Source organism: Dyadobacter sp. SRI_021 (assembly GCF_057586235.1).
On the sequence record NZ_JBYCZM010000014.1, the window covers coordinates 87,993 to 105,765 of the forward strand.

Consider the following 17,773-nt stretch of genomic DNA (forward strand, 5'->3'; position numbering starts at 1 on the left):
TCTAACTTTACCAATCAAAAGGTTAGCGGAAAGATATTAAGACAGATACATGAAAAAAACATTTATTAAAGAGAGTTTCCTTACCATTTTCGCCACGCTATTCTGCCTGGCAGCTTCATTCGGACAGACAACGATTACCACGGGGGCAATAACGCCAGCTAGTTATTGCGTTGGAACAGAAATCTCAGTCCCCTTTACATTCTCGGGTACATTTGGCGCCGATAACGAATTTACTGCCCAGCTATCGGATGAAAACGGTGATTTCACTAAACCATCAATCGAAAAGTCTGGAACATCGTCGCCGATCAAACTGTCAACGGCTTCAGTTAATCCGGGAAAAGGTTATAAGGTTAGAGTGATCGCGTCTTCCCCATCAACTATTGGATCAGTCATCAGCGGAATTACCGTAAATTCAATTCCGCAACCTACGGGAATCCCTCCACTTGCATTTTGCGTAGGAGAAAAACCTGCCTTAGTTCCAACAATTCCAGGAGAAAACGTCAAATGGTATTCCGGCGATAACGGTAGTATCGAAATTTCTCCCATAACTTCGGTTAATACGGATGCGCCGCGTTCTGCCGCAGTTCCCTTTGCCTATGTTACCCAGACAGTAAATGGGTGTGAAAGCAGCAAGACTCAAATCATTTTGGGCGTATATCGCACCGCATCAACTCCAACGGTCACTCAACCAAATCCCGTTTGTCAAAATGCGACTCTATCGTCAGATGTGCTGAAAAACGCCGTTAAGGCATCTGAACCTAATTCTTCCTTCTATTGGTCAGAATCCATCGATGGCCCCGCGTCTGTAACTGTGCCGACACCATCGACAGTCACTGCCGGTACAAAAGACTATTATGTTTATAACTATCCTTCGCAAACTTGCCGTAGCGAAAAGGTCAAAGTCACTTTAACCATCAATGCAGCATCCCCTATTCCTACCTATACTAACCCGACCTATTCCACAGGCCAAACTGCGTTAGCTTTGACAGCAACTGGCTCTCAAATAAAGTGGTACGAAACCAAAACAAGTCCTGCACCATTAGCATCGGCACCCGTTCCGACCACTACATCCGTAGGAAAAACAAGTTATTGGGTCACACAAAATAGTAATGGCTGCGAAAGTGAAAGAGCTGAGGTTATCGTAACCGTTACTGCATGTACTCCTCCTGCTAAACCAGGTGTTTCTAATAAAACTTACGAAGTAGGTGAAAATGCACCAGTACTCACAGCGATAGGGACCAATCTCAAATGGTACGCCGATGCATCTACTACGACTCCTTTACCATCCGCTCCAAAACCTGCGACGACAACGATAGGTGTAACAAGATACTACGTTACTCAAACCAACGCTATTGGGTGCGAGAGCGAAAGAGCTGAGATTATCGTAACCGTTACTGCATGTACTCCTCCTGCTAAACCAGGTGTTTCTAACAAAACTTACGAAGTGGGAGATAACGCACCTGTATTAACAGCCACGGGAACTAATCTCAAATGGTACGCTAATGCGTCTACCACAACTCCTTTGCCATCTGCTCCTAAGCCTTCAACAACGGTAGCTGGGGAAACAAAATACTACGTTACACAATCCAATGCTATTGGTTGCGAGAGCGAACGGGCGGAAATAGTGGTTATTGTTTTGTGTAAAGAGTTTGCTGGTCCGGCGGTAGTTACTCCGCAAGCAATCTGCCAAAGCCCAACAACAGCGGCTCCATTAACAGCGACTCCTTTGGCTGATCACACATTACTATGGTATAATACAGCTACTGGGGGGACAGGTTCTGTTAATGCGCCAATTCCGCCCACTGGAGAAGCAAAATCATATTCATACTTTGTCAGTCAAAAAAACTCAATATCGAAATGTGAAAGTGCTCGCAAAGAGATTGTAGTTAATGTGAGAGAGGCTGCTAAGCCAACTGTTTCACCGAATGAGTACTGTGAGGACGCGCCAGCCAATGTACTACTTCCTTCGGGAAATACATACAAATGGTATACTAGTGAAACTGGTGGCACTCCGCTCGCGTCTACTTTCAAGCCTTCTACTACAACTGCTGGAATAACAGCTTACTATGTTACGCAATCAACGACTTATGGCTCGCTGGTCTGTGAAAGTGTTCGCGTAAAAGTAAATGTGGTAGTGAATCCTACTCCCGCCGCATTAGCCCCATTCTCGGAAGCACTCTGCCAGGAGCGCTCGGATAAAAACTATACTTTCCCTACACAGGCATCAGCAGGTAACACTTTGAAATGGTATACGGCTGCTACTGGTGGAACTGCCAGCACAGCAACGCCTTCAATTAACTTGAAAGAACCGAAAGAAACTACCTTCTATGTAACTCAGCTGAGTAACAAAGGTTGTGAAAGCACCACTCGTGTTTCACAGAAAATCCTCGTGAAGCCTCTTCCAGGCTTGCCAGGTATCTCTCAGTCTCTCATCGAATATTGCCAGTTTATCGCTGCAAAGCCGCTTGAAGCTACGCCATCCGCCAATGCAACTTTGGACTGGTACGGAACCAATGCATCCGGCGGCTCTGCGAGCCCTAATGCACCGACACCGTCAACTGCCGAGGGGGGAATCACTTCCTACTATGTGGGACAAACGTTGGCAGGCTGTGCCGGCGATCGTGCGAAGATCGATGTCAAAATCAACACAACTCCTAAGCCTGCGACTAAAACATACCTGGAATACTGCCAGAATGAAGTTGCACCCGTGCTTGATGCAACCGGAACGATCCTGAAATGGTACCGTGGGGCAAATGATACCGAGTTCCAGGGCGTTCCGTTCACTCCGTTTACAGAGAAGGTTCAGGATTACTCATTCTACGTAACGCAAACCGGCTCTAATGGCTGCGAAAGCCCGAAAGAAGAGATTAAGATCCACATCAAATCATTGCCTTCCGCGACGATTTCGGGTAACCCGACCATCGACCTTGGACAGACAGCGACGATCAATATCAAATTCACCGGCGACGGCCCGTGGATTTACATCTTGTCGAGTGGCTTGACCGATACCACCGACCAGGCCGACCACCAGGTGCAGGTTAAGCCAAGCACCACCACGAGCTATCTCCTCACCGAAGTTTCCAATGCTTGCGGTAAAGGGACGATCAATGGTTTGGCGGTTGTTACTGTAAAAGTACCGACCATCAACTCAGGAAGTCCGTCTGTATCCGAAATCTGCGCGAGCAAGCCGTTTACGGTGCCATTCCAGCAGTCGGGCGATTTCCCTGCCGGCAATACCTTTAAATTGCAGGTAGCGAAAGAAAATGTCGATGCCAAGTTCTATACGATCGCGTCGACGGCGACAGCGAACTCCGTTTCGGCGACATTCCCGGACACTACCAAAGGAGGGACCTATTTTGTGAGAGTAATCAGCTCGGGTACCAATCCCGATTTCACCGTAAAAGGAAGCGTGAGCGCGATCACAATCAATGTAAGCCCGCTGCCGGTTGCTACATTGACGGGAGCACAAACCATTCTCGTAGGTGAATCCGCCAACCTGAAAGCCGACATCACCGGAAAAGCACCATGGACAATCACATTGAACAACGGAACGAAGGATACGCTGATCACCGCAAACGCAACGCCTTTCAATTTCAAACTGGCGCCAAAAACGACAACTACCTATGCGATTACCAAAGTGACCAATGGCTGCGGCGTCGGGACGGGTGTGGGTACGGCAAGAGTACAGGTTGACCCCATTCTGGGTGTAGAGCCGCCTGCCCCGGCAGACTGGGCGAAGGTTTACCCGACGGTAATCAACAGTAAATGCACCGTGGAAGTAATCGGCACCATTTCACCGAAACAGGCGAAAATCGAAGTAGTAGACCTCAACGGTCGCCCGCGTTCGGCCCAGGTTATCAAACAGCAAAAAACAGAGGTGGATTTCGCTAACTATCCTTCGGGACTTTACCTGCTGCGAATCCAGAATGGCAACCTGAGCACCGTCCAGCGTGTGATGAAGCCTTGATCATTGATTTAATCAAACACCACGGGACATTTGTTGCAATGCAATGGATGTCCCGTTTTCTTTACCGCCCTATGGACATACAGGCAGACATTACTGATCACTACTTTATGGAAGAAGCCCTCGCGCTCGCCCATAAGGCATACGAAGAAGGCGAAATCCCCGTAGGCGCACTCGTGGTGGCCAAAGACAGGATCATCGGCAGGGGATATAACCAAACCGAACGGCTCAACGACGTCACTGCCCACGCCGAAATGATTGCCATCACCGCTGCCGCCGACCACCTCGGCTCCAAATACCTCACCGATTGCACCTTGTACGTGACGCTGGAACCTTGCGTGATGTGCGCGGGCGCGCTCTACTGGACGCAGGTAAAGCGTGTGGTAGTAGGCGCAACCGACGAAAAGCGGGGATTTTCAAGGATCAGCCAACCGCTGCTGCACCCGAAAACCAAGCTCGTAACCGGCATTATGGCAATGGAATCCCAGCAGTTACTACTCAAATTTTTCCGGGAGTTAAGAACATAAAGCGCCATTCTGCTGTTAGCCTATCTGTTAAAACAATTTTATTAATCATTAAACTACACTGAAAAATGGCATTTACACTGGATCCCTTACCTTACGCAAACAATGCATTGGAACCGCACTTCGACGCATTGACCATGGAGATACATCACGACCGTCACCACCAGGCATATGTTACCAACCTGAATGCAGCAGTAGCAGGCACTGAGCTGGAAGGCAAAACCATAGAAGAACTTTTGGCTGGCATCAGCAAAGCACCGGCTGCTGTGCGCAACAATGGCGGCGGTCACTGGAACCACTCATTTTTCTGGAAATCACTTTCATCAAACGGCGGCGGCGAGCCAACCGGCGAGCTAGGCAAGGCCATCACCGCTAAATTCGGTTCATTCGCTGCATTCAAAGACGAATTCAAAAAAGCAGCTACCGGCCGTTTCGGATCGGGCTGGGCATGGCTGATCGTAAAAGAAGGCGGAGAAATCGCGATCACTTCTACTCCTAACCAGGACAACCCATTGATGGACATCGCGGACGTAAAAGGTACCCCGGTGATCGGTCTCGACGTATGGGAGCACGCCTATTACCTGAAATATCAAAACAAGCGCCCCGACTACATCGACGCCTACTGGAACGTTGTAGACTGGAAAGCTGCTGACGCACTGTACACTGCGGCTAAATAATCAAGCTCCGGCTTGCCAAAGGGTTTGCAGTTCGCAAAAATTTTCTAAGATTTTCTTGCAAGCTGCAAACCTTTTCCTAATTTTGTGTCCTCAAAACGGAGGTTGTAGCTCAGTTGGTTAGAGCACCAGATTGTGGTTCTGGGGGTCGCGGGTTCGAGACCCGTCTCCCTCCCGGTAAAGGTCCTGAAATTTTCAGGGCCTTTTTTTGTGCTCGAAAACGGAGGTTGTAGCTCAGTTGGTTAGAGCACCAGATTGTCGTTCTGGGGATCGTGGGCGGCGGCCGATGCCGTTCGAGACCCGTCTCCCTCCCGGTAAAGGTCCTGAAATTTTCAGGGCCTTTTTTTGTGCTCGAAAACGGAGGTTCTAGCTCAGTTGGTTTGAGCACCAGATTGTGGTTCTGGAGGTCGCGGGCGGCGGCCGATGCCGTTCGAGACCCGTCTCCCTCCCGGTAAAGGTCCTGAAATTTTCAGGGCCTTTTTTTGTGCTCCGAAACGGAGGTTGTAGCTCAGTTGGTTAGAGCACCAGATTGTCGTTCTGGGGATCGCGGGCGGCGGCCGATGCCGTTCGAGACCCGTCTCCCTCGCTAGTTTTGGTCCTGATTTTTCAGGGCCTTTTTTTGTGCTGTTCAAATGATAGGCAAGGCTTGCTTCACCAGGCTCATGATGTATTCAAGATTAGCTGTGTCCTTGACAACCAATTCATAATCTCCATTTCCCCAATGCCCGGATTGGGACACGTCCCTGGTCAATCCTTTTTCATCCAGAAGCTGGCCCTTCTTTAAGTTAATCCACATTTTCAGCGACTCCGACTGAATGCGGATGTCCACTACATTCCTGGGCTTTTTGAAAGCCAGATACAGCTTTTTTGCTTCTACCTCGATATCTGGTGACAGATTGAGAATTGCCGCCTTGTAAGCCTCATAAAGCTCCTTCACATGATCGCTCTTTCCAGCCAGATGATCTTCCTCCGTATATACTTTAATTTCCTCCGTCACCTTACCGATTTCCGTATCGATATTCTGCTGCACTTGCCGGATGCTGGGGGCCGACTTAGATTTCTTTAAATGGTTGACGGTTATGATATCATTCTCAAACCGTTTGATCTCCCAAAGCTCAATAGCCAGGTCCTTGAAATTCGTAGACTGCTTTTGAAATTCCGTAAACGAGGGAGAAACAAAAATAATGCGGCTCTGTGACCAGTCCACATCGCTGCGTTTCAGATGTGCCTGCTGCGCTTCGTTGTATTCGACGATGAAGTCGGCTTTGTATTCCAGCATGAGGTTCAGATACGACACGCCCTGATCCACTACGCTGTAATTTTGGCTGCGTTTGTATTCAATAATCACAAACGCCTTGCTTTCCGGATCGAACGCCAGGGTATCAATGCGGGAATGCTTGATCGTAAACTCCGACTTCACCAATTTCAGCGAAGTGAGCACTTCCAGATTCTGTTCAAAGAGGTTTTGAATTTCCCTTTCGAGCTTGAAAGGCATTTCGAGGAGCGTGGAGAGGGTTTGCTTGTTGTTTTTAAAGATTTGCATAGACTACTGTCAATAACCGGGTCACTTGAACTTTCACATATTTGAAAATAAAAAAGGACTGCCACCGCAGCCCCTACTTCCTAAACATTTTCTCCCATCTTCTCGAAGCCCTCCCAGAGCACTTTCAGATCAAAGAGGGCCGACTTTTCTTCCGCATTAAACGGGACGTCTGAATGATAAAGCGCCAGATCGTGGACCATTCGGAGCGAATGCGCCAGCTCTTTGCAGCCTTGGGATTCGATGAGGTACCAAAACTCGGCTTGTGATTGCGTCAGCGGGGTGCTGATGTTTGATGCGTGACGTGCATCATTCGCGGGGTTGACTGAATCCTCGTTCGAGCCAACACCAGGACCATTTGAAGTTCGCATTTCCTAAATGGATTTTGATGAATAAACAAGGAGAGGTCACTGCGAACTTCATCAAAGCAGGTGCTATGATAGGTCTCGGGACTTTCACCCGTATGCCTCTCCAAGACCATTTTTCAAACCTAAATTGTAACATGAGCACCATAAAAATTGAATAAAGTTCGCAGGGCAAATATAGGAGAATATTAAATTAGGTGCATAGCATTCAAACGATCGATCACCCATGCCCATACACGTAGCCATCACCCGCAAAGTCCTCCCCGGAAAAGAACAAGAATTCAAAGACGCCCTGCGACGTTTCCTCGGCGATTCGTTCCTCCATGGCGGCGTCCACGGGGCGGCGATGATGACGGCGTTGCCAGGCAACGACAGCCGGGAAATCGGGATATTAAGAACTTTCGCCGATCAGGCTGAGCGGGATGCATTTTATAATTCAAAGCTCTTCAAAGATTGGGAAGCCTACGCATCGACGCTGACGGAGGAACCGGTTTACCGCGAGCTGACGGGTCTGGAAGCCTGGTTTCGCTCTCCTGTTCCTCCACCGAGATGGAAAATGGCGGTGGCAACACTTTGCGGGGTTTATCCTACGAGCTTGTTCTTAACTTATGTTCTTGGTCCGCACATTCAGGAGCTGCATCCTGCACTCAAAACTTTGATCGTGGCCGGATGTATGGTAGGGCTGCTTACGTGGGTGGTGATGCCTCAGGTGACGAAGGTGCTGAAACCATGGCTTTCTGGACACTCGGCGATTAATAAATAAGACCACCGGGACACCTCCTGCACCTCAGCACGCCCCCAGCTCTCGCACGCGCGCTGTGAGGGTTCATTACGGATTGCTCCTTTCTTCACCCACTGCCGTTTAATAAATACTTTAAGTAAATCGAGGTAGCGGCAACCTTCGGAGTGCGTCACGTAAACTTAATATCAGCAATGGACTTCAAAGATCAAATCAAGCAATTCAGCGACCGGGTATCGAAATTGAAAGAAAATATCCACACAGAGGAGGCTACCAAGAACGCATTCATTATGCCGTTTCTTCAAGTTCTCGGATACGACGTATTCAACCCTCTGGAAGTTGTTCCTGAATTCATTTGCGATGTCGGCATTAAGAAAGGCGAGAAAATCGATTATGCGATTTTTCGGGATGGAAATCCAATCATTTTAGTTGAGTGTAAGCACTGGAAACAAAAGCTTGACGTACATGATGGGCAACTGCTTCGGTACTTCCATGTATCCAAAGCAAAATTCTCAATTTTAACAAATGGCCTGATATTCAGATTCTATACCGACCTCGTTGAACCAAATAAAATGGACGATAAGCCATTTCTTGAATTCAATATTGAGGAAATCAAGGATGGTCAGATCGAAAAGCTTAAAGAATTTCACAAAGCATATTTTGATGTGGACAACATCTATCAATCCGCTAGTGATCTTAAATACATTAATGAAATCCGCCATTTAGTCAGCCAGGAATTCTCTGAACCGAATGATGAATTTGTTAAATATTTTGCCAAGCAAGTTTATCCCTCAGTAGTAACATCCAAAGTTTTAGAGGCTTTCCGCTCTCTTGTCAAGCGGACGATTACCAATATTATCAACGACACTATCAACGATAGACTAAAATCGGCCATATCCAGTAATGATGCGCCGATTCAAGAAGAGCCTGCACCGGGGACACTTACTTCCAGCCCGGCTCACCAGGACAAAGAAATCGTCACAACTCAGGAAGAGCTTGAAGGGTTTTACATTGTAAGATCTCTTTTAAGGCAAAAAGTGCAGTCAAATCGCATCACACATAGAGATGCACTGTCGTACTTCGCAATTTTCCTGGACGACAACAATCGAAAGCCATTATGCCGACTCTACCTCAACAGCCCTACCAAAAAATATCTCGGGCTGTTTGACGCAGATAAAAAAGAGACAAAAGTAGAAATCAAGTCAATTGATGAAATTTATAATTTTGGCAGAGAACTGGATAGCACTGTTGAAGTTTATATTAAATAGTACATAATTATTGAGGACGAAAAGAACGAGCTCGAAGAAATTCGGGCTTGTCTTCGCTTAGCAACAAGCGCCCGATTGTCAAGGCATTACAATCTCAAATACAAACCGCCCACCCATGGACAAATCAAACGGATACGAAGCCAACGCCGCCACATTCATCCGCTGCCGCTCCAAGGGCATTGATGGAGTCGGCGCGGCGTCCGTCAGGCACTGGGCCAGGTCGCTGCCTCTGAATGCCACGGTCCTGGATGTAGGTTGTGGTGCAGGCGACCCGATTTCGAAGGCATTGGTAGAGGAAGATTTGACCGTCTACGCGATGGATGCTTCACCTTCAATGGTTAAGGTTTTCCAACAGAACTTCCCTAATACGCCCGTCGCCTGCGAGGCGGCAGAAGATTCCCTCTTTTTCAATCGGCAGTTCGATGCCATCATTGCCTGGGGCCTGATGTTCCTTTTACCGGCAGAAACACAGAAAGTAGTAATTCCCAAAATGGCCCGTGCGCTATACTCCGGCGGAAGGCTCTTATTTACGGCCCCATCTCAAAAAATGAAATGGAACGATGCCATTACAGAAATAGAATCGGTATCGCTTGGTGCAGAGGAATATAAAGAATTGCTGGCTACATCGGGACTTTCACTTATCGGGGAATTCGAGGATGAGGGAGAAAACCATTACTATCATGCGGTGAAGCTTTAAGCGCATGAGCAAAATACCGTTTTGATACTTTTCCCTTCCCGTAACTTCTGCACAGCATCGAGCGTATCGACAAAACCATCACTTAGCCCCAAAATGAGCAATACTACCTATGAAAATGGGCGGTAACCTCCATTTTATGCGGGTAGCCGGGCTGGTAATTTTGTGATGTCGAAAGACAAAGACATTTATCTGAATCACAAAGTCTGTCAGCCATGAAAACATTCTTCAAATCCATCCTGTGTATATCGCTGTCCATCCTGAGCCAGTCGCGCGAAACAACGACTGAATCTGCGGCTCCCGCATGGGCAACTTCGGGACAATCCGCGCAGATCAGCAACGGAGCTTTCGTGAGGGAGGAGGAAGCTCCGTCCAACCCGCTTTACGGCACGAAAAGCGTCGAGGTCGCATTCATCTTAGCAAATATAAACTGACTTTTCACCCCCACATCAATGCATTAAATATCAATAACATACATCTATTTTAAGTAAAATCAATTTGAGTTAGCCATGAAAAAAATACTGTTTGCCAACATGCCTTACGAAGGCCATTTCAATCCGCTCACGGGTATCGCCATGCACCTGAAATCGCTCGGCCACGATGTGAGGTGGTATTCGGGGAGCATTTTTAAGGACAAAATCGAAGGCCTAGGCATCCCTTACTACCCTTTTAAGAATGCCCTTGATTTCAACCAGCACAATGTACACATCCTTTTTCCCGAGCGCGACAAAATCCGCGGGACTATTGGTAAGCTGAAATACGACCTGAAAACCGCATTTATCCTCAGATCGACAGAGTTTTATGAAGATATCAGGGAGATCAACGAATCGTGGTCATTCGATTTACTGATCAGCGATATCGCATTCACCGGTATGCCGTTTGTAAAGGAAAAACTGCACAAAAAAGTAGTGTCGGTAGGCGTGTTCCCGCTGGTCGAAACCTCCCAGGATTTGCCTCCAACCGGGCTTGCTATGACGCCTTCAACCAGCTTTTTCGGACGCAGGAAACAGGATTTGCTTCGCTTTTTCGCCGACAAGGTCATCTTCCGGGAAGCTGCTAGCCTCTTCGCCAGTCTTTTCCGCGAGCACGGAATGGTTCCGGTCGGCGGCAATATCTTCGATGTACTGGGCAAGAAAACAGACCTTCTCCTGCAAAGCGGCACCCCGGGATTCGAGTACAGTCGCTCCGATCTAAGTAAGAACATACGGTTTGTGGGACCGCTCCTACCGTTTTCAAAAAGCAGCAGAGGCGCCACCGATCTCGGCGAACAACCCGGGAAATATGGAAAGGTGGTCCTGGTTACGCAGGGCACACTGGAAAGAGACCCGGAGAAAATCCTCGTCCCAACATTGGAGGCTTTCAAAGACACGCCCGTGCTGGTGATCGCTACCACGGGCGGAACGGGCACGGCAGAGTTACGGGCGCGGTACCCGCAGGAGAACATCCTTATCCGCGACTTTATTCCTTTCAATGCCATCATGCCGCATTGTGATGTGTACGTCACGAACGGAGGCTATGGAGGGGTAATGCTGGGCATACAAAATGAGCTGCCGCTGGTTGCCGCCGGTATTCATGAAGGTAAAAACGAAATCAATGCCAGGATCGGCTATTTCAAATTAGGCATCGACCTTAAAACGGAATTCCCTACACCGGCACAAATCAGGGCGGGTGTGGAAAAGGTGCTGGCGGACGATACCTATCGAAACAATGTCAAAAAACTCAGCCGGGAATTCAAAGATTATAACCCTCAGTCGCTTTGTACACAGTACATTAGTGACCTTCTCAATATTAAAACACCTGTTCTCAGCTGATACAATGTTACCCGCCGGTCGATTCGTAGTCATCTTATACCTGCTGTCTGCCATGACCGCAATGGGTCAAACCATAGAACCGCCTGTAATCGAGCTCGCTTACGGGCGGCCCAATTACCCTGTCGGAAAAAATATGCTGGTGCTGGAAGATCCTACTCATGCATTGCAGCACAGCGACGTGGAGGCTAAGCCGGAATTATTCCGGCCAATGACCCAGGAAACCCTGAATGTAGGCCCGAGCGCTTCTACTTTCTGGCTGAAAATGCGGGTCGTCAGCAAAACGCCGGCGGAGTGGTTCCTGCACGTAAAAGCACCGTTCCTCCAACAGGTCGACCTGTTTGTAGAAACGGCGCCTGGTTACGACAATATGGTTAATTACATCACGAATGTAGGCTCGGCAATGCCGTTCCGCGAACGCCCCGTCCTCAGCAACCAGACGGTCCTGCCGCTTAACCTCGTCTGGCGGGACACCACGACGATCTACCTGCGCGTGCGCAGCAACTCCATCATACGCGTACCGCTTGAAATATCGAGCCTGCAATACATTTATGAAAACAGCCAAAAGACTGACATCGCCCACGGATTCTATTACGGGCTGATTGCCGCGCTGATTATTTATAACTTGTTCGTATTCATCTCCATACGGGAGCGTACTTATCTGTACTATGTATTTTATATTTTCTTCGTAGCATTGAATATTGGTTACAGTAAAGGCCTTTTTCTGCAATTCATCGTTCCCGATTTCCCGCAGGCCAATCATTCCAATTATACCGGCAGCCTCGCTTTTATATTCGCATTGCTTTTCACCAATTCATTCCTGAATACGAGGCACTACTGCCCGCGTTTGAGGAAAATGGGCTGGCTGATTGTCGTATCCTGCATGGCCGTCGTCGGGTTTTCATTTTCCGGTCATTTACTGCTGGGCTTTAAAATCAGCTGGCTCACAGTGGGCTTCTTCCTCATTTACTCAAACTCCGTCGGGTTTGTGGTACTTAAACAAGGATTCAAACCGGCCAGATATTATCTGATGGGCTTCACCGCATTACTGGCAGGTATTGTTATTTTCATGATGAAGGATATGGCTATTTTTCCGGAAAACTGGTTTACGGAAGGCGCCTACCAGATCGGGTCCGGCCTGGAAGCGATTATCCTTTCCTTTGCATTGGCCAACAAGCTCAATACATTTAAAAGGGAAAAAGAGCTAACGCAGGCGGAGGCGCTGGCACAGGCAACACTTTTTTCGCAGCAGCTGATCGGATCGCAGGAAAGCGAGCGCAAGCGCGTGGCAGCCGAGCTGCACGATAGCCTGGGACAAAGTCTTGGAATGGTCAAAAACAAGGTACTGATGATCAAAAGAGACACGGAGAAACCTGAATTGCGTGAAAAACAGATCAGAGATCTCGAAGAAATGGTCGCTGAAGCCATTCAGGAAGTTCGCAATATCTCTTACAACTTGCGCCCATTGCACCTGGAATTGCTCGGGATCACGCAATCGCTGCATAGCTTGCTGGAAGATGTGATCGAAACCGACCTGATCGAACTGGAAACAGATATTCAAAACTTTGATAATATACTCTCTAAATCCAATGAAATGAACGTTTTCAGGATCGTACAGGAGTGTTTTAACAATATTCTCAAACATGCGCAGGCGACGGCGGCGCGCATTCAGATTAACAAAACCAATACCATGATTACCATACGTATAGAAGACAACGGTGTCGGCATCGGCCCTGCTTCAACCGGCAAAGGGGGCTTCGGAATGATCGGTATCCGGGAACGGCTCAATATCCTCAACGGACAAATTGAGATCCTGGGAAACAAACCGTCCGGTACCATTATTTATATTCAAATTCCCTTTTGACCATGGAAATCAGACTGCTTATTGCCGACGACCACCCGATATTTCTGAAAGGGCTCAAAGAAGTGATCGAAATGGATGCCGATCTGAAAGTGATCGTCAGTGCAAAAAATGGTCAGGAAGCGCTGGATGCATTTCAGTCGCAAAACCTGGACGTGGTGGTGCTGGATATCGATATGCCCCGTATGAACGGACTGGAAGCCGCCGAAAGAATGCTCCAAATCCACCCAGCCCTTCCGATCATTTTTCTTACAATGCACAAGGAAAAGGCCCCTTTTCTGAAAGCCCTGGAAATAGGCGCATTGGGTTATGTGCTCAAAGAAAACGCCGTTTCAGACATTGTACATGCCATTTACAAGGCCAACGACGGCGATCTTTACCTTAGCCCCGAGATCTCAGCTTATCTTCTTAAAAAGACATCGGCCCTGCAACGGCAATCGAAAAATGACCTGAAAGCATTGCTTACGCCTTCCGAAACGCACATTATGAAGCTGATTTCGGAATACAAATCCAGCAAGGAAATCGCCGAAGAACTTTTTATCAGCGAAAAAACAGTGTCTAATCACCGGATGAATATTGCCAAAAAGCTGAATCTGACGGGGAAGAACAGTCTGCTGCGGTTTGCGTTGGAGCAAAACTGGGGGTAACGGGTTATTCCCCGCTCATCATCGCCACCATCTGAGCTATCGGATCGGCCGAATGCAGCATTGCTGTCATTTCCAGGCTCATTTGCGTGATTTGCGACGCCCTTTTCAACATCCTATCTTCATAATCAGCAATGGCGGCGTGAATGTCGGTAAATGCGCCGCTTGTGAGACATTCCGCCAGTTCGAATGCATCTTGCATAGCCATATTTACACCTTCGCCCGCGTAGGGAGGCATCCTGTGCGCGGCATCACCGAGCATCGTGAGGTTCGGGAGGGATTCCCAGCGCTGGTCGAGCGGAAAATGATATTGCGGCCGGGGAATAAGTCCTATTTCATTGTTCGTGAATAACTCCTGCCAAACGTCGTTCCATGATCCGAATGCTTCCTTAAACCAGGCGAATACCGCGTCCTTGTTGTTAAAATCGATACCACTTTCCTGTACCCAGTTCTCACCAACCTTACATCCGGTGTAAAACGACAGGCTTCCTTCGCCTTTGGCGCTCAAAATCAGCGACTGCTCATCGCCGAAAGCGAAGATTTTCCCTCCTCTTACCAATTCCCAGAGGCGCGGGGCATTCGTCGATGCATTGTAAATGTTGCCTTCTACGATCGTCACGCCGGAATATACGGGAGTTATCGCCGTTAAATACGGGCGGATTTTGGAATTGGCACCGTCCCCGGCAATGACGACGTCGGCGTAAACCCGCGTCCCGTTTTTGAAATGCATCAGCCAGCCTGCGTCCTGCCGCTCCATGAAAACAAACTGGCTATCCCACACTACAGTACCTTCTTGCAGCGAGTCCAGTAAGATCTTTCGCAAAGGTGCCCTGTCGATCTCCGGTCGCTCTTCTGCAAAAGCCTTTTCGTCTGCGTGATCATCCACATGAATATCACCATGTTTATCCAAAATCCGCATACGCCCGGCATCCGGCCGGTAGTTATCGTAAAATGCATCCAGCAGACCGGCCCGCCGCAATGCCTCTAATCCTGACTCCTCGTGCAGGTCGAGCGTGGCGCCCTGTACGCGTGCATCTTTGCCGTAGTCACGTTCATACACACGTACGTCAGCGCCCGACATTTGGAGCAATCTTGCCAAAGTCAACCCACCCGGGCCGCCGCCGACAATCGCTATTTTTTGATGGTTAAGTATCATAATTGCTGTTGTTTATGACACAAAACTAGGCTGGCGGCAAGGTTGAAAATTGGATAAATCGGTCGTTTTTATTTCGCGCGAGCTCTTTGGGAACAACGCCCGCGTATTTTTTGATCTCCCGGATGAAATGGGATTGGTCGGCGTAGTTCTGGTCGGGAAACAGCCTTCCTTCCCTGATATGCTGAAATGAAGCCCTGAAACGGATGATATTGCAATAGGTCTTCAAGGAGACACCGATGGTGTCGCGGAAATAACGATTGATCTGTCGGCTGGTCCAGAAAGTCTTTTCGGATAACTCCCCTACACTAATGGAGCCATTGGTTGCGTAAATCAGGTCAAAAAGCTTCCTTTTGCGCTCATCGATGCGCTTTTTTAGCATGCCTGTAATGTTCTCCGTAAGCACCGCACAGAACTGTTCGATATCCTGAAATCCATCCATGGTTACTCCAAAGAAATCGGCAGGCAGTACCGTGGCGCTGTCGGGCAGGATCGGCAGGAAGTCTTTGAATAAATAGCCGGCAGCGAGCGGTCGAAAGCTGATGCTAAACAGGGTGAAATCCGGCGGGATCTCTGCCCGCGACGGCCCGCTCTCTAACCCGAGCAGCACAATGCCTTGCCTGTCTCCAAACGAGAAACTGGCATCGATCCGGCCGTCGGGCAATACCGTAACTGCCAAAGGCTCTCCCGATTTGTTGGTCAGCATCCAAAAGCTTTCCACCAAATGACTTACGGCCTCAGCCGGAGGCATTGACCAATAGTCGATATCGCCCTTTTTATAGAGAAGCGGTTCCATTAATAAGGCTGGTTAATTCCCCTCACCATTCACTTTTACATCTTTAAACATAAATGCATTATCGCTAATTCTCACGGCCTTGCCGCTGGCCGTGGTAACATTTCTCAGGACAACGCTTTTGGTTTTAACATACGGGTACTTTTCCTGGTAAGTGCCGTCCGTCATTTCGGGGTTGAAATTGGCAAATATCGCCGGGCCCTGGTAGTTTTCAGAATGGGCGGCATCGTCGATACGGAGATTTTCAATGGTAATCTTTTCGGGCATGTAGCAAGTGTAACCAAAATCATGCTGGCCGGAGTAAGAACCGCTGATGAGAGAAGCATTCGCAGGCTTACCATTCATGGGAACGAAGATACAGTTACGGATCACCACTTCGCCTTGCCAGGTACTGCCGTAGTCGGGCCGGAGGTTGACGATACTTCTGCCCCGGATGGTGGAGTTCTCGATCAGCAATAGCCCGCTGCCGATCGCATTGATCCCCATATGGCCGAGCGTCGAATTCCGGATGGTGGCATTGGCAACGCCCTGGTGGGCATCAAACCGGGAAAGCGTACAGTGATCGTAAAGCAGGTTCTTGCAGAAATTAGAACCTAAAATGCCCCAGTAGGTATTGTCGTTGATGTCGTTGGTCTGGCTGCAATTGACAAACGACACATTGAGCGCCCGGTTGGCTGACAGGTCGTAGGTGCCCATTGAAACGGGTTTGCCCGCCGCACCGATCGTGCTGTAAGTCTTATGCCCCGTTAGAATCGCGTTCTTCACCGTCACGTAGGAACAATCACCGATATTGATAAAGCCGCCATAAGGCGCACCATGCTCCCCTTCGCCGGTAATGCGGTGTTCCAGCCCCTCCACGAGCACATTCGACCGCCGGATCGCGATGTTACGGTTATAATAGGTGTATTTCGACTCGGCCTGGTTGGCAATGGTGGTAAAATGCCCGCCAGTGATTTTCAGCGGCTTTTCGTCGATGGGCAGCGCGGTAATATCCGTGATCTGGTCAAAATCCCAGATGATCGGCGCTTTCATATCCACCCTGCCGCTTTTATCCACTACGAAAATATCCGTTTGTGAAGATCCATTGTTCTGGTTAAGCCCAAACCGGATGTATTGCTTTACGTTGGAATTGGTGACGGTGATCAGGCAAGGACCTGGCAAAGACGCGCCGATTTTTTCCTGGTTCCTTCTTAGTGAAGTAATGGATTCCAACTTAAAAGGTTTAAGCCCCGAGCTCACTGTAAAAACCGAGGCATTGCGGTTTTCCACTTCGCTATCGTCGATGATAAACGCCGCCTTTCCGAAATCGGTGTCGGTTTGAATTACTACCGTACGTTCTTTCCCTCCAATGTAGTAAGTCGCCCCGTCGCTGGCTTTCACCGGCAAACCATGCATGTTGGCAAATGCGTGGGTGGCGGCGATCGCGTCCACATCATCCGTTTTCCCATCGCCCCGCGCCCCAAAGTCGCCATAGCGCACGACGCCTGCAGCCTTGTATTTGCGGATGTCCCGGGGCGCTACATTCACTTGCAGTTCACCATTGTCGCTGGTGTACACACCGGTTTTCGTGTTTTCGGAGGTAACCGTTACATTTCCAACCGGGTCCTTTTGCTGGGCCCGCGCCCCAAACAAAAGGGTTAACAAAAAGAGAATCAGGAGTCTGTATTTTTTCATAAGGGTTAGTTAAGTCGCCGTTAGTTTCAAAAGACGCCTTCCTTAAAAAATACTTTTCATGACCCGATTCCC

At 48.7% G+C, this 17,773-nt stretch carries 15 protein-coding genes, 2 tRNA genes and 1 pseudogene; 13 read left to right on the forward strand and 5 right to left on the reverse strand.

Annotation, left to right across the window (positions count from 1 at the left end; translation table 11 throughout):
- Nucleotides 1–49 precede the first annotated feature (49 nt).
- The 6 genes and pseudogenes from AC2YIT_RS28970 to AC2YIT_RS28995 all read left to right on the forward strand — a co-directional run.
- A pseudogene (locus tag AC2YIT_RS28970) lies at nucleotides 50–1,882 on the forward strand (Ig-like domain-containing protein); the annotation flags it as partial.
- A gap of 9 nt (nucleotides 1,883–1,891) precedes the next feature.
- Nucleotides 1,892–3,967: an Ig-like domain-containing protein gene (locus AC2YIT_RS28975; RefSeq protein ID WP_487281519.1), complete on the forward strand. Its 2,076-nt coding sequence runs from the start codon at nucleotides 1,892–1,894 to the stop codon at nucleotides 3,965–3,967.
- A 71-nt stretch (nucleotides 3,968–4,038) separates the two neighbouring features.
- Nucleotides 4,039–4,491: a nucleoside deaminase gene (locus AC2YIT_RS28980; RefSeq protein WP_430844088.1), complete on the forward strand. Its 453-nt coding sequence runs from the start codon at nucleotides 4,039–4,041 to the stop codon at nucleotides 4,489–4,491.
- Nucleotides 4,492–4,556: 65 nt separating this feature from the next.
- Complete coding sequence (locus AC2YIT_RS28985) at nucleotides 4,557–5,165, forward strand: superoxide dismutase (protein ID WP_487281494.1); 609 nt, start codon at nucleotides 4,557–4,559, stop codon at nucleotides 5,163–5,165.
- Between the two features lie 97 nt (nucleotides 5,166–5,262).
- Nucleotides 5,263–5,338: transfer RNA gene (locus AC2YIT_RS28990), tRNA-His, on the forward strand.
- Nucleotides 5,339–5,384: 46 nt separating this feature from the next.
- Nucleotides 5,385–5,475, forward strand: a tRNA-Asp gene (locus tag AC2YIT_RS28995).
- Between the two features lie 315 nt (nucleotides 5,476–5,790).
- Here AC2YIT_RS28995 and AC2YIT_RS29000 read toward each other — a convergent pair.
- Nucleotides 5,791–6,705 (reverse strand): DUF5655 domain-containing protein, encoded by a 915-nt coding sequence (locus AC2YIT_RS29000; protein WP_487281495.1) that lies wholly within the window; start codon nucleotides 6,703–6,705, stop codon nucleotides 5,791–5,793.
- 80 nt (nucleotides 6,706–6,785) lie between these two features.
- Nucleotides 6,786–7,073 (reverse strand): hypothetical protein, encoded by a 288-nt coding sequence (locus AC2YIT_RS29005; RefSeq protein WP_487281496.1) that lies wholly within the window; start codon nucleotides 7,071–7,073, stop codon nucleotides 6,786–6,788.
- Nucleotides 7,074–7,293: 220 nt separating this feature from the next.
- Between AC2YIT_RS29005 and AC2YIT_RS29010 the strand changes: the two genes are divergently transcribed.
- From AC2YIT_RS29010 to AC2YIT_RS29040, 7 genes are all read left to right on the forward strand, one after another.
- Nucleotides 7,294–7,830, forward strand: coding sequence for an antibiotic biosynthesis monooxygenase (locus tag AC2YIT_RS29010; RefSeq protein ID WP_487281497.1), 537 nt, complete (start codon nucleotides 7,294–7,296; stop codon nucleotides 7,828–7,830).
- A 170-nt stretch (nucleotides 7,831–8,000) separates the two neighbouring features.
- Nucleotides 8,001–9,074, forward strand: a complete 1,074-nt coding sequence (locus tag AC2YIT_RS29015) for a type I restriction endonuclease (protein WP_487281498.1) — start codon at nucleotides 8,001–8,003, stop codon at nucleotides 9,072–9,074.
- Between the two features lie 115 nt (nucleotides 9,075–9,189).
- On the forward strand, nucleotides 9,190–9,771 hold the full coding sequence (locus AC2YIT_RS29020; protein ID WP_487281499.1) for a class I SAM-dependent methyltransferase: 582 nt from the start codon (nucleotides 9,190–9,192) through the stop codon (nucleotides 9,769–9,771).
- A gap of 212 nt (nucleotides 9,772–9,983) precedes the next feature.
- Nucleotides 9,984–10,202 (forward strand): hypothetical protein, encoded by a 219-nt coding sequence (locus tag AC2YIT_RS29025; RefSeq protein ID WP_430844080.1) that lies wholly within the window; start codon nucleotides 9,984–9,986, stop codon nucleotides 10,200–10,202.
- 75 nt (nucleotides 10,203–10,277) lie between these two features.
- A complete protein-coding gene (locus AC2YIT_RS29030) occupies nucleotides 10,278–11,579 on the forward strand; it encodes a glycosyltransferase (RefSeq protein WP_487281500.1) in 1,302 nt (433 codons plus the stop codon).
- 52 nt (nucleotides 11,580–11,631) lie between these two features.
- Entirely contained in the window at nucleotides 11,632–13,440 is a 1,809-nt protein-coding gene (locus AC2YIT_RS29035; protein ID WP_487281501.1) for a sensor histidine kinase, read from the forward strand.
- A gap of 2 nt (nucleotides 13,441–13,442) precedes the next feature.
- Nucleotides 13,443–14,084 carry a response regulator transcription factor gene (locus AC2YIT_RS29040; protein WP_487281502.1) on the forward strand — a complete coding sequence of 214 codons (642 nt, stop codon included), beginning with the start codon at nucleotides 13,443–13,445 and terminating at the stop codon, nucleotides 14,082–14,084.
- Nucleotides 14,085–14,088: 4 nt separating this feature from the next.
- Here the strand turns inward: AC2YIT_RS29040 and AC2YIT_RS29045 are convergent, their stop codons facing one another.
- From AC2YIT_RS29045 to AC2YIT_RS29055, 3 genes are read right to left on the reverse strand one after another with little or no spacing between them, the layout of a single operon-like run.
- Nucleotides 14,089–15,237 carry an FAD-dependent oxidoreductase gene (locus AC2YIT_RS29045; RefSeq protein WP_487281503.1) on the reverse strand — a complete coding sequence of 383 codons (1,149 nt, stop codon included), beginning with the start codon at nucleotides 15,235–15,237 and terminating at the stop codon, nucleotides 14,089–14,091.
- Between the two features lie 25 nt (nucleotides 15,238–15,262).
- The gene (locus AC2YIT_RS29050) at nucleotides 15,263–16,030 is read right to left on the reverse strand and encodes a helix-turn-helix domain-containing protein (protein ID WP_487281504.1); all 768 of its coding nucleotides are present in this window, start codon (nucleotides 16,028–16,030) and stop codon (nucleotides 15,263–15,265) included.
- A 12-nt stretch (nucleotides 16,031–16,042) separates the two neighbouring features.
- The gene (locus tag AC2YIT_RS29055) at nucleotides 16,043–17,701 is read right to left on the reverse strand and encodes a hypothetical protein (RefSeq protein ID WP_487281505.1); all 1,659 of its coding nucleotides are present in this window, start codon (nucleotides 17,699–17,701) and stop codon (nucleotides 16,043–16,045) included.
- Between the last annotated feature and the right edge of the window lie 72 nt (nucleotides 17,702–17,773).